This window comes from Pseudomonas allii, assembly GCF_055380095.1.
In genome coordinates, this window is the sequence record NZ_AP039450.1 from 6,096,054 (window position 1) to 6,108,890 (window position 12,837).

At 59.8% G+C, this 12,837-nt stretch carries 10 protein-coding genes; 3 read left to right on the forward strand and 7 right to left on the reverse strand.

Annotated features, from left to right (window positions below; translation table 11 throughout):
- Window positions 1-5: 5 nt before the first annotated feature.
- Window positions 6-2,111 (reverse strand): putative bifunctional diguanylate cyclase/phosphodiesterase, encoded by a 2,106-nt coding sequence (locus tag ACZ445_RS28025; protein WP_058426612.1) that lies wholly within the window; start codon window positions 2,109-2,111, stop codon window positions 6-8.
- Window positions 2,112-2,421: 310 nt separating this feature from the next.
- Between ACZ445_RS28025 and ACZ445_RS28030 the strand changes: the two genes are divergently transcribed.
- Window positions 2,422-3,087, forward strand: a complete 666-nt coding sequence (locus tag ACZ445_RS28030; protein WP_058426611.1) for a polysaccharide lyase family 7 protein — start codon at window positions 2,422-2,424, stop codon at window positions 3,085-3,087.
- Window positions 3,088-4,006: 919 nt separating this feature from the next.
- Here the strand turns inward: ACZ445_RS28030 and fba are convergent.
- The 6 genes from fba to tkt form a co-directional block, all read right to left on the reverse strand.
- Window positions 4,007-5,071, reverse strand: coding sequence for a class II fructose-bisphosphate aldolase (gene fba / locus ACZ445_RS28035; protein ID WP_003177554.1), 1,065 nt, complete (start codon window positions 5,069-5,071; stop codon window positions 4,007-4,009).
- 268 nt (window positions 5,072-5,339) lie between these two features.
- Window positions 5,340-5,675, reverse strand: a complete 336-nt coding sequence (locus tag ACZ445_RS28040) for an MliC family protein (RefSeq protein ID WP_058426610.1) — start codon at window positions 5,673-5,675, stop codon at window positions 5,340-5,342.
- 59 nt (window positions 5,676-5,734) lie between these two features.
- Window positions 5,735-5,962 carry a hypothetical protein gene (locus ACZ445_RS28045; protein WP_058426609.1) on the reverse strand — a complete coding sequence of 76 codons (228 nt, stop codon included), beginning with the start codon at window positions 5,960-5,962 and terminating at the stop codon, window positions 5,735-5,737.
- 29 nt (window positions 5,963-5,991) lie between these two features.
- Window positions 5,992-7,155, reverse strand: coding sequence for a phosphoglycerate kinase (locus tag ACZ445_RS28050; RefSeq protein WP_058426608.1), 1,164 nt, complete (start codon window positions 7,153-7,155; stop codon window positions 5,992-5,994).
- 17 nt (window positions 7,156-7,172) lie between these two features.
- The gene (gene epd, locus ACZ445_RS28055; protein WP_058426607.1) at window positions 7,173-8,231 is read right to left on the reverse strand and encodes an erythrose-4-phosphate dehydrogenase; all 1,059 of its coding nucleotides are present in this window, start codon (window positions 8,229-8,231) and stop codon (window positions 7,173-7,175) included.
- Window positions 8,232-8,369: 138 nt separating this feature from the next.
- Window positions 8,370-10,367 (reverse strand): transketolase, encoded by a 1,998-nt coding sequence (gene tkt, locus ACZ445_RS28060; RefSeq protein WP_058426606.1) that lies wholly within the window; start codon window positions 10,365-10,367, stop codon window positions 8,370-8,372.
- 261 nt (window positions 10,368-10,628) lie between these two features.
- Here tkt and ACZ445_RS28065 point away from each other — a divergent pair, with 261 nt between their 5' ends.
- A complete protein-coding gene (locus ACZ445_RS28065) occupies window positions 10,629-11,624 on the forward strand; it encodes an ArsR/SmtB family transcription factor (RefSeq protein ID WP_058426605.1) in 996 nt (331 codons plus the stop codon).
- 19 nt (window positions 11,625-11,643) lie between these two features.
- Window positions 11,644-12,834 carry a methionine adenosyltransferase gene (metK, locus tag ACZ445_RS28070; protein WP_028618258.1) on the forward strand — a complete coding sequence of 397 codons (1,191 nt, stop codon included), beginning with the start codon at window positions 11,644-11,646 and terminating at the stop codon, window positions 12,832-12,834.
- The last annotated feature ends 3 nt before the right edge of the window (window positions 12,835-12,837 follow it).

Consider the following 12,837-nt stretch of genomic DNA (forward strand, 5'->3'; position numbering starts at 1 on the left):
CGAATTCAGCGCAGCCGAGCGTGGCACCAGTGTGCCACTTCCTCAGCCACCAACGGCTGCGCCGCCATCGGCCCCTGAATGAAAGGGCAGCCATTGGCCTTCAGCCATTGGGCCTGCTCCTGGGTTTCCACCCCCTCAGCCACCACCACTACATCAAAATGCCCGCACAGCTCGATAATGCTGCGCGCCATCACCTCATCCCGCGCTGAGCCTGGCAGGCGAGCGACCAATTGCGGGTCGAGCTTGAGGGTGTCGAAGGCCAGGTCGCGCAGATGCGCCAGGGAACAGTTGCCCAGGCCAAAGTCATCCAGGGCGGTGCGCACGCCGATCTGGCGCAGCAACTTGAGCTGCTTGATCGACTCTTCAAGGTTGCTCATCAGGCAGTCTTCACTGATCTCCACCTCCAATTGTCGCCCCTGCAACCCATGTCGTTCGAGCACCTGCTGCAGCTGGCTGGCCAGGTTGGGCATGTTGAACTGGTTGCTGCTCAGGCTCACGCTCAGCACCAGTTCATCATCGAAGCCGGCGTGCCAGGCCTGGAGCTGGGCGCCGACTTGTTGGTAAATCCAGGTGCTCAGTTGACTGATCAGCCGGGCTTCCTCCAGCAACGGCAGAAACAGACCGGGCGGCACATCGCCGACACTCGGGTGCTGCCAGCGCAACAGGGCTTCTACGCCACGCACACGCCCATCCGCCAACGCAACCTGCGGCTGGTACACCAGGGTGAACTCCTTGTTTTGAATCGCCGTGCGCACGCTGTCTTCCAGCATCAGGCGCGAACGGGCGCGGCCATTCATTTCCTGGTCGTAATAGCGATATTGCTGACGGCCTGCGCGCTTGGCTTCGTACATGGCGATGTCTGCCGCGCGCAACAGACCGTTAACGTCCGAGCCGCAATCCGGAAAGGTAGCGATACCGATACTGACACCGAGCATCACATCCAAACCGTCAACCTGCTGGCAGATAGACACCCGTTCGATCAGTTTCTCTGCAATTTTCGCCGCCTGCTCGGGGAACTCCAGCTCCAGCAGCGCGGTGAACTCATCGCCGCCCATGCGCCCCAGAATGTCATAGGAACGCAGGCAGCCCTGCAACTGCTCCGACACCCAGCGCAGCACACGGTCGCCGGCGTCATGGCCGAGGGAATCATTGACCCGCTTGAAGCCATCAAGGTCCAGGTACAGCAGCACCAGAGACTGCTCGTTACGCTCGCTGCGCAGCAAATTGTTTTCCGCCGCCTGATAAAACCCGCGCCGGTTCAATAGTCCGGTCAGCGGGTCGGTGACCGCCTGGAACTCCAATTGTTGATGCAGGTGACGCACTTCGGACATGTCCAGCACGGTCACCACCATAGCCTTCTGTTCGGCCGGCAGCGGCGCACACGACAACGCCACCGGCACCTGCTGACCGCGGCTGGTGCGCAGGATCGCATCGTGCAAGCGCCAGGTCTGGCCCTGGCGGTAGGCGAGGAGCATCTCGAACCCCAGCCAGGCCGGCACATGGGGTTTTTGCAGGAAGCTCAGGAAACTCTCGCCTCGCAATTCGGCCAGGGTGGCGTTCAGCAGCCGTGAAATGGCCGGGTTGGCATACTCGATCACACTGCCCTCGCCCACCACCAGGATGCCTTCGGCGGCGTTGTCCAACACCGAGGCATTGAACGCCCGTGCGGACTCCAGCTCATGACTCAGGCGCTGCAAGGCCCGGCGATTGCGCTGATGCTCCAGCAACGCCTGGACCTTGGGTTTGAGGATATGCGGGTCGAACGGTTTGAACAGGTAGTCGATGGCGCCATTGGCATAACCTTCGAGCACTGCGGCGGGTGACTGGGCATGGGCGGTGAGGAAAATGATCGGTGTCATGCGCGTGCGCTGGCTGCCGCGCATCAGGCGCGCCACCTCAAAGCCATCCATGCCGGGCATCTTCACGTCCAGCAGCACCAGGTCGACTTCGTGTTTGAGCAACAATTCGAGGGCTTCCACACCGGACGCGGCGGTCACCACATGCCAGTCTTCACGCTGTAACAGCGCACGCATGCTGAGCAGGTTTTCCGGGTAGTCATCGACCACAAGTAGAACCGAACGACCATCGCCGTGGTGTGGAGCGCATTCCATGCTACGTCTCTTCCTTAGGACTACTCCGGTCATTTCTGACAGAAAACCCGGACAAACACTGAGGCCTCACTCTAGCCCCGGTTCTGAAAAAGCAGAAGTAACCTCAGTGCCATCATTGCGCCAAAGTTCAGGAAGCCGACTAACGGTCAACCGCTACAAGCCACGAACCATGGGAAACATGGCTTTTTGGCATTCCTTTGGCGCCAATAAATCGCCAGCAATGATTTAACAAGACGGTTAACACCACCTATAAAGAACCTGTCTGGCCCAAGGGCCATAGCCTACACCCCTCTGTAAAAAGGCCTACGCCATGATCGACCTATCCACCTGGAACCTCAGCATCCCTGTCGGCTCTCCGCCCGCGACCATCGAAACCCCAAGACTGATGAGCGGCTTCAACGACCAATATTTCCAGGCCGAAGGCAGCAACGTCCAATTCTGGACCCCGGTCACCGGCACCCGTACCGAGAACGCCATTTACCCGCGCAGCGAACTGCGCGAGACCTACGCCGATGGGCGCCTGCGCAACTGGACCTATCCGGATGCGGACAACTTCCTGCGTGCCACCCTGGCCGTCAACCAAGTGCCGTCCTCCGGCAAAATCGTGATCGGGCAGATCCACGCCTATGACAGCCAGAAACCGCTGATCAAGCTGGAATATCAGTTCAAGGAAAAGACCCAGACCGGCAATATCGTCGCCAAGGTGCGCATGCGCCCGGATGAAGATGAAGGGCGGGTGGTGATCGTCGCGTCGAATGTGCCGCTGGAGAAGAGCTTTACCTATGTGATCAACCTGAATAAGGCCGGGCTACTCAGTGTGTATGCCGCGGATGGCGAGTGGAATGAACGCATTGGCGCGGCGTGGGGCGCCAAGCCGTTGTATTTCAAGGCGGGGGCGTATGTGCAGGACAATAGTGGGGACAGCAAAGAGGGGGCGAAGGTGACGTTTGCGAAGTTGGATATTGATCACGACTAGGTTTTTTTCTGGCTTCGCATTCAAGTCAATGCCGGGCATTGAACGATTGAAGTGAAAATGTAGGGTACTCTTTCCCAATACGGCTCAATGAACTAGGGCCGTATCCGCCCACAACGAAATAAGCATCACGCACTTTAATATCAAAAAACATAAAACCAAATTAAATTTGAATAACCGTAATAACCTAAAACTCTATAGACCTGTCAAGTTTAACAGGTGTATTACCCTCATCAACGACTGACAATATAAGCGAAGCACCCTTCCCGCTTATTAACTTTAACTGGTGAACAACATGACAACCCCCACCGTACAATTCATATCAGGTCCATGGGAGTCGCCAAGCCTCAGACCACCTGGAACACCGAACAGCTCAGGCCAAATATTTAGATACCCTCTTCCGCCAGCGGTCCCTAGTCCCAATACATGGACACATGCAAGGCCCACCAGCAATGCCATTCCAACCCCAGTAACCTTCACTATTCCTTGGGATCAACGATTTATTCTTAACAGCACATTCATACCGGACACCCAAGCTGTGGGATACGCTAACGGTCAAGCTATAAACCCTATCGGGCCCATCATATATTATGCTGCCGTCACCATCACTACGACTGGCGCCAGCCTACCATTTACTGTCTATCTGGGTAACGGCAGCACGGGAGCTATATCCGACCTCTGCCATGCGTGTGGCGGATGGCTTTGGAACGCTGGCGTCAGGTACGCGCAAATACCACGAAAACTTATAACTTGGAACGGCACTTGGTCATAATAAAAACATCACATTACATACCCCCTATATCATCTCACCCCTTTATGGCTAACAAAAAAATGCCCCGGCAAGCGGGGCATTTATTATCTTATACAAGCGTAGGCAGCGTTTTCACACGATTTGACTGCCGCGCGTGGTGAACACTTTCGTTCAATTCACCTTAGCGTTCAACTCACCTTTCAAATACCGCTGATACATCGCTTCCAACGAGATCGGCTTGATCTTCGAAGCATTGCCGGCAGTACCAAAGGCTTCATAACGTGCAATGCACACATCACGCATCGCGGTCACGGTGGCGCCGAAGAATTTACGTGGGTCGAATTCGCTCGGGTTGGTGGCCATCAGGCGACGCATCGCACCGGTGGACGCCAGGCGCAGGTCGGTGTCGATGTTGACCTTGCGCACGCCGTATTTGATGCCTTCGACGATTTCTTCAACCGGTACGCCGTAGGTTTCTTTGATGTCGCCGCCGTACTGGTTGATGATCGCCAGCCATTCTTGCGGCACCGAGGAAGAACCGTGCATCACCAGGTGGGTGTTGGGGATGCGCTTGTGGATTTCCTTGATGCGGTCGATGGCCAGCACGTCGCCGGTAGGCGGCTTGGTGAACTTGTAGGCGCCGTGGCTGGTGCCGATGGCGATGGCCAAGGCGTCGACTTGGGTCTTTTTCACGAAGTCGGCGGCTTCTTCCGGGTCGGTCAGCATCTGGCTGTGATCCAGTACGCCTTCGGCACCGATGCCGTCTTCTTCGCCGGCCATGCCGGTTTCCAGGGAGCCCAGGCAGCCCAGTTCGCCTTCAACCGAAACACCACAGGCGTGGGCCATGGCGACGGTTTGCTGGGTGACGCGTACGTTGTACTCGTAGTCGGTCGGGGTCTTGCCGTCTTCGCCTAGGGAGCCGTCCATCATCACCGAGCTGAAGCCCAGTTGGATGGAACGCTGGCACACGTCAGGGCTGGTGCCGTGGTCCTGGTGCATGCACACCGGGATGTGCGGGAATTCTTCGATCGCGGCGAGGATCAAGTGACGCAGGAACGGCGCGCCGGCGTATTTGCGGGCACCGGCCGAAGCCTGGACGATCACGGGGGAGTCGGTCTTGTCAGCGGCTTCCATGATGGCGCGCATCTGCTCAAGGTTGTTGACGTTAAAGGCTGGGACGCCGTAGCCGAACTCGGCTGCGTGGTCCAGCATTTGACGCATGCTGATAAGTGCCATTGTGTTGTCTCTCCCGGTCGAGGGTCGTTAATCGTGCAAGCCTGCCGTAGCGGCGGCTGCTATTCAAGTTATTGCCGGTCAGGGTTTGCATGCCTGACTTGCTGAATCGTTATTGCTGACTCAGAACCCAATTTGGAACCGAATCTAATGTGGGAGGGAGCTTGCCCCCGATCGCGGTGGATCAGTCAAAAGATTCATCACTGACAGACTGCTATCGGGGGCAAGCCCCCTTCCACATTTGGACCTCATTTGTCGTGAGATCGTGGTCTTACTGCGCTTTGCAGCCGCGCCCGATCAAATCATCGGTGGCGACCCAGTAAACCAGGCCTTCCTCACCTTTTGTGTGAAACGCCAATTGGTCGTTGGCATACAGCACGCCCGAGGCGGCAACCTCCTGTTTCAGGCGGTAGACCTGATCAGAACCGCCGAGGCGTACATCCACCTCGGATTTAGCCTGGTTGGCAAAGCGCCAGTTAACCTCGGCCTTGCTGTCGCAGGTCCAAGTGGTCCACTTGTCGGCCGTTTCGGCCTTGCTGTTGAACATGTCCATGCTGCTGCAGCCGGCCAACAAGGCCAGGGCTGCCAGGGCGAAAACGCCTTTCATTGCCAATCCTCACAGGGCGACCAAAGCCGCCGCTGCTGTCGGTTAGTTGATCAGACCCGTCAAGGGCAACCCTGTTCCTGACCGTTGGGCGCGGAGTCGTATTTCTCCAGCCGTTCGTTGCCGATGCGCTTGTTGATCACCGGCATGGTCTCGGCTTGCCAGTCGGCCTGGTAGCAGCTCTTTTTCTGCCCGGGGGCAGGTTCATCTGCCGCAGACTTCGCGTTCGGCGTGCTGCCGCAGCCGGCCAACAGGCCCGCTGCGATCACCAATGCCAACGACTTGATCATGGGAATACTCCTTTTCCGGATCACGAGCCTCAGCCTTTGGCTCGGGTTTCCAGCACTTCAACGGCTGGCAGTACCTTGCCTTCGACGAACTCGAGGAACGCACCGCCACCGGTAGAAATGTAGGAGATCTGGTCAGCAACGCCATATTTATCGATAGCCGCCAGGGTGTCGCCGCCGCCGGCGATGGAGAACGCCGAGCTTTCGGCGATGGCCTTGGCCAGCACTTTGGTGCCGTTGCCGAACTGATCGAATTCGAACACGCCGACCGGGCCGTTCCACAGGATGGTCTGGGAGGCTTTCAGCAGTTCTGCAAAGTTGGCCGCGGTTTGCGGGCCGATATCCAGGATCATGTCGTCGGCGGCCACGTCAGCGATCAGCTTGACGGTGGCTTCGGCGCTCTCGGCGAATTCCTTGGCCACTACCACGTCCACCGGCAGCGGCACGCTGACTTTGGCGGCGATGGCACGTGCGGTGTCGAGCAGGTCCGGCTCATACAGGGACTTGCCCACCGGGTGACCGGCAGCCGCCAGGAAGGTGTTGGCAATGCCGCCGCCGACGATCAGCTGGTTGCAGATCTGGCTCAGGCTGTTGAGCACGTCCAGCTTGGTCGACACCTTGGAGCCAGCCACGATGGCAGCCATCGGCTGCGCCGGCGCGCCCAGGGCCTTGCCCAGTGCGTCCAGTTCAGCCGCCAGCAGTGGGCCAGCAGCCGCGACCTTGGCGAACTTGGCCACGCCGTGGGTCGAACCCTCAGCGCGGTGAGCCGTGCCGAATGCGTCCATCACGAACACGTCGCACAGCGCCGCATATTGCTGGGCCAGTTCGTCGCTGTTCTTTTTCTCGCCTTTGTTGAAGCGCACGTTCTCGAACAGCACGATGTCGCCGGCCTTCACGTCCACACCACCGAGGTAGTCAGCCACCAGTGGCACGTCGCGGCCCAAAGCCTTACTCAGGTAGTCGGCTACAGGCTTGAGGCTGTTTTCGGCAGAGAACTCGCCTTCGGTCGGGCGACCCAGGTGGGAGCAGACCATCACGGCCGCGCCTTTTTCCAGGGCCAGCTTGATGGTCGGCAGCGAGGCCAGGATTCGCGCATCGCTGGTGACAACACCGTCCTTGACTGGGACGTTGAGGTCTTCGCGGATCAGTACGCGCTTACCTTGCAGATCGAGGTCGGACATCTTCAACACGGTCATGGGTCGCAGTTCCTGAATTACTGTTGATGAGGTTGTTTAGAGGCGATGTGCAGATAATGTTCCGCAACATCCAGCATTCGGTTGGCAAAACCCCATTCGTTGTCGAACCAGGCCAGGATGTTCACCAGCCTCGGGCCGGAAACGCGGGTCTGGCTGGCATCGACAATCGCCGAATGCGGGTCATGGTTGAAATCGCAGCTGGCGTGGGGCAACTCGGTGTAGGCCAGCAAGCCTTTGAGCGGGCCGCTGGTGGCGGCGTCGCGCAGGATGCGGTTGACCTCCGTCGCATCAGTATCACTGACGGTCTGCATGGTGATGTCCAGGCAGGACACGTTCACCGTCGGCACCCGTACGGCTTTGGCCTGGATTCGCCCGGCAAGTTCCGGCAACAGTCGCTCGATGCCCCGGGCCAGGCCGGTGGACACCGGAATCACTGACTGGAACGCCGAACGCGTACGGCGCAGGTCTTCGTGGTGGTAGGCGTCGATTACCGGCTGGTCGTTCATCGCCGAGTGAATCGTGGTGATCGACACATAGTCCAGGCCGATCGCCTGATCCAGCAGACGCAACAGCGGCACGCTGCAGTTGGTGGTGCAGGAGGCGTTGGACACCAGCAGTTCATTGCCGGTCAGGCAATCCTGGTTGATACCGTAGACGATGGTGGCGTCGACATCTGCCTCGCTGGCCATCGGCTGGGAAAACAGCACACGCGGTGCGCCGGCGTCGAGGAAACGCTGGCCATCGGCACGGGTGTGGTAGACACCGGAACATTCCAGCACCAGGTCGACGCCCAATGCCTTCCAGTCGATGCCTTCGGGGGTGGCACTGCGCAAGACCTGCACGCAAGCGCCATTAATATGCAGACAGTCGCCCTCGACCCGCACTTCGCCGGGGAACCGGCCGTGGGTGGAGTCAAAGCGTGTCAGGTATTCAATGCTAGCCATGTCGGCCAGATCGTTGATCGCAACAATTTCAAACCCGGCCGCCGCCCCTCGCTCGAACAGAGCACGCAAGACGCAACGACCAATGCGGCCGTAGCCGTTGAGTGCAACTTTGTAGGGACGCGGTTGAGGCATGGGGTTCTCGATCAAGGTGAGTTCGGTGTTGAAAGCACCATCGCTATCGCGGGCAAGCCCGCTCCCACATTAGACCGCGATCCAAATGTAGGAGCGGGCTTGCCCGCGATGGCGCCAGTACAGACAACGCAGACTGACTTAGTCTTCCAGCAGCTCTTCAGCCTGGCCCAGGATGTTTTCCAGGGTGAAACCGAACTCTTCGAACAACGCTGGCGCCGGCGCCGACTCACCGTAGGTGGTCATGCCGATCACGCGGCCTTCCAGGCCCACGTACTTGTACCAGTAGTCGGCGTGAGCCGCTTCGATGGCGATACGCGCGCTGACCTGCAACGGCAATACCGACTGCTTGTAGCCGGCGTCCTGGGCTTCAAACACGCTGGTGCACGGCATCGACACCACACGCACGTTGCGGCCTTGGGCGGTCAGCTTGTCGTACGCCTGCACGGTCAGGCCCACTTCGGAACCGGTGGAGATCAGGATCAGCTCCGGCTCGCCGATGCAGTCCTTGAGCACGTAGCCGCCACGGCTGATGTCGGCGATCTGTGCGTCGGTACGTACCTGGTGTTGCAGGTTCTGACGCGAGAAGATCAGCGCCGAAGGGCCGTCCTTGCGCTCGATGGCGTGCTTCCAGGCCACGGCGGACTCCACCGCGTCGGCTGGGCGCCAGCAATCCAGGTTCGGCGTGGTGCGCAGGCTGGTCAGTTGCTCCACCGGCTGGTGCGTCGGGCCGTCTTCGCCCAGGCCGATGGAGTCGTGGGTGTACACGTGGATCACGCGCTTCTTCATCAGCGCAGCCATGCGTACGGCGTTGCGCGCGTATTCCATGAACATCAGGAAGGTCGCGCCGTAAGGCACCAGGCCGCCGTGCAAGGACACGCCGTTCATGATGGCGCTCATGCCGAACTCACGGACGCCGTAGTACATGTAGTTGCCGCTGGCGTCTTCAGCCGAGACACCTTTGCAGCCTTTCCACAGGGTCAGGTTGGAACCGGCCAGATCAGCCGAACCGCCGAGGAACTCTGGCAGCAACGGGCCGAAGGCGTTCAGGGTGTTCTGGCTGGCTTTACGGCTGGCGATGGTCTCGCCCTTGGCCGCGACTTCGGCGATGTAGGCCGAGGCTTTTTCCGAGAAGTCGGCAGGCAGGTCACCGGCCAGGCGACGTACCAGCTCGTTGGCCAGCTCAGGGAATTCGGCAGAGTAGGCCGCAAAACGCTGGTCCCACTCGGCTTCGGTGGCCAGGCCTTTTTCCTTGGCATCCCATTCGGCGTAGATGTCGGCCGGGATTTCGAATGGGCCGTGGTTCCACTTCAAGGCTTCACGGGTCAGGGCGATTTCCGCGTCACCCAGCGGGGCGCCGTGGCAGTCTTCTTTGCCTTGCTTGTTCGGCGAACCGAAGCCGATGGTGGTCTTGCAGCAGATAAGGGTCGGCTGCGTGCTCTTGCGAGCGGTGTCGATAGCGGTCTTGATCTCTTCCGGATCGTGACCGTCGACGTTGCGGATCACCTGCCAGTTGTAGGCTTCGAAACGCTTCGGGGTGTCGTCGGTGAACCAGCCTTCGACTTCGCCATCGATTGAGATGCCGTTGTCGTCGTAGAAGGCGATCAGCTTGCCCAGGCCCAGGGTGCCGGCCAGGGAAGCGACTTCATGGGAAATGCCTTCCATCATGCAGCCATCACCCAGGAACACGTAAGTGTGGTGGTCGACGATGTCGTGGCCAGGGCGGTTGAACTGCGCGCCCAGGACTTTTTCAGCCAGCGCGAAGCCAACAGCGTTGGCCAGGCCTTGGCCCAGGGGACCGGTGGTGGTCTCGACGCCTGGGGTGTAGCCGAATTCCGGGTGGCCCGGGGTGCGACTGTGCAGTTGGCGGAAGCTCTTGAGGTCGTCGATGGTGACGTCGTAGCCGGTCAGGTGCAGCAGCGAATAGATCAGCATCGAGCCATGGCCGTTGGACAGCACGAAGCGGTCACGGTCGGCGAACGACGGGTTGCTCGGGTTGTGTTTCAGGTAGTCACGCCAAAGTACCTCGGCGATATCCGCCATGCCCATCGGGGCACCGGGATGGCCGCTGTTGGCTTTTTGCACGGCATCCATGCTGAGGGCACGAATGGCGTTGGCACGCTCACGACGGCTGGGCATCGCTGATCTCCTGAGGTTTGAATATAAAAGAAACGGAAAAAAGGACCGGCATTTTCCCTCAGCCACCGCCTGCGGGCAATGACAGATAGTCACTTGAGGGTGTTTTTCCTGTGCTTTGGGCACCAATCGCTTGCAGAAACCTTTAACCGGTTCGTCTAAAGGTTATAGCGGCCGCTTATAACCGCCACTTATCGACCAATATCAAAACTTTTTGATATTGGCCTTGCAGGGATACCCACCCGTCACTAGACTGCTGGCCTTATGAATCTACCCATGCCCTCACTGCGTCCCGACGACGGCGATGAACTGGCAGCCTTGTGCAAGGCCGCTGGCGACCCGTTTCGTCTGAACGTGTTGCGCGCACTGGCCAACGATTCCTTTGGCGTGCTTGAGTTGGCGCAGATCTTCGCCATCGGTCAGTCCGGCATGAGCCACCACCTGAAGGTATTGGCCCAGGCCGAGCTGGTGGCGACCCGCCGTGAAGGCAATGCGATTTTCTATCGGCGCGCCCTGCCCCACACCGAGCTGCTGGGCGGCAAGCTGCACGCCGCGCTGCTCGAAGAAGTGGACAGCCTGAGCCTGCCGGTCGACGTGCAATCGCGCATCGGCCAGGTCCACGGGCAGCGCGCCGCCGCCAGCCAGGACTTTTTCGCGCGGGTAGCAGAGAAGTTTCGTGCCCAGCAGGACCTGATCGCAGGCCTGGCTCAATACCGCGACAGCGTACTGGCGCTGCTGGACAAGCTGAGCTTCAGTGACGAGGCTACGGCGCTGGAAGTCGGCCCGGGCGATGGCGGTTTCCTGCCGGAACTGGCGCGGCGCTTTCACCAGGTCACGGCACTGGACAACAGCCCGGCGATGCTCGACCAGGCACGCCAGCTCTGCGAGCGCGAGTCGCTGGGCAATGTCCGCCTGCAACTGGCCGACGCACTGAGCAGCACAACAATCAAGGCCGACTGCGTGGTGCTGAATATGGTCTTGCACCATTTCGCCGCCCCCGCCGAGGCCCTCAAGCAAATGGCCGGGCTGCTGCACCCCGGCGGTAGCCTGCTGGTTACGGATTTATGCAGCCACAACCAAAATTGGGCCAGGGAGGCCTGCGGTGATCTCTGGTTGGGTTTTGAACAGGATGATCTGGCCCGTTGGGCCACCGCTGCGGGACTCGTTCCCGGGGATAGCCTCTATGTAGGTTTACGCAATGGTTTCCAGATCCAGGTCCGCCATTTTCAGCGGCCGGCTGGCGACACTCACCATCGGTAAATATCAGGAAAACATCGAGATGAGCGAATACTCCCTTTTCACCTCCGAGTCCGTGTCTGAAGGGCATCCGGACAAAATCGCCGACCAGATTTCTGATGCGGTGCTGGACGCCATCATTGCTGAAGACAAGTTCGCCCGTGTGGCGTGCGAGACTCTGGTGAAAACCGGCGTAGCGATCATCGCTGGCGAAGTGACGACCACCGCCTGGGTTGACCTGGAGCAGATCGTTCGTGACGTGATCACCGACATCGGCTACACCAGCTCCGACGTCGGCTTCGACGGCGCGACCTGCGGCGTGATGAACATCATCGGCAAGCAGTCCCCGGACATCAACCAGGGTGTCGACCGCGCCAAGCCAGAAGACCAGGGCGCTGGCGACCAGGGCCTGATGTTCGGCTACGCCAGCAACGAAACCGACGTGCTGATGCCAGCACCGATCACCTTCTCGCACCAGCTTGTGCAGCGTCAGGCAGAAGCCCGCAAATCCGGCCTGCTGCCGTGGCTGCGCCCGGACGCCAAGTCCCAGGTGACTTGCCGTTATGAAGGCGGCAAAGTCGTGGGTATCGACGCGGTTGTACTGTCGACCCAGCACAACCCTGACGTGTCCTACGCCGACCTGCGCGAAGGCGTGATGGAGCTGATCGTCAAGCACGTGCTGCCGGCCGAACTGCTGAGCAAGGACACCCAGTTCCACATCAACCCGACAGGCCAGTTCATCATCGGTGGCCCGGTGGGCGACTGCGGCCTGACCGGTCGCAAGATCATCGTCGACAGCTACGGCGGCATGGCCCGTCACGGCGGCGGCGCGTTCTCGGGTAAAGACCCGTCCAAGGTTGACCGTTCGGCAGCCTACGCGGGTCGTTACGTGGCGAAGAATATCGTCGCGGCTGGCCTGGCTGAGCGTTGCGAGATCCAGGTTTCCTACGCTATCGGCGTGGCCCAGCCTACGTCGATCTCGCTGAATACCTTCGGCACCGGCAAGATCAGCGACGACAAGATCGTCAAATTGGTGCGCGAGATCTTCGACCTGCGCCCTTACGCGATCACCACCATGCTCGACCTGCTGCACCCGATGTACCAGGAAACCGCAGCGTACGGCCACTTCGGTCGTACACCTGCGCAGAAGACTGTCGGCGACGACACCTTCACCACCTTCACCTGGGAAAAAACCGACCGCGCCAACGACCTGCGTACCGCCGCCGGCCTGTAACCG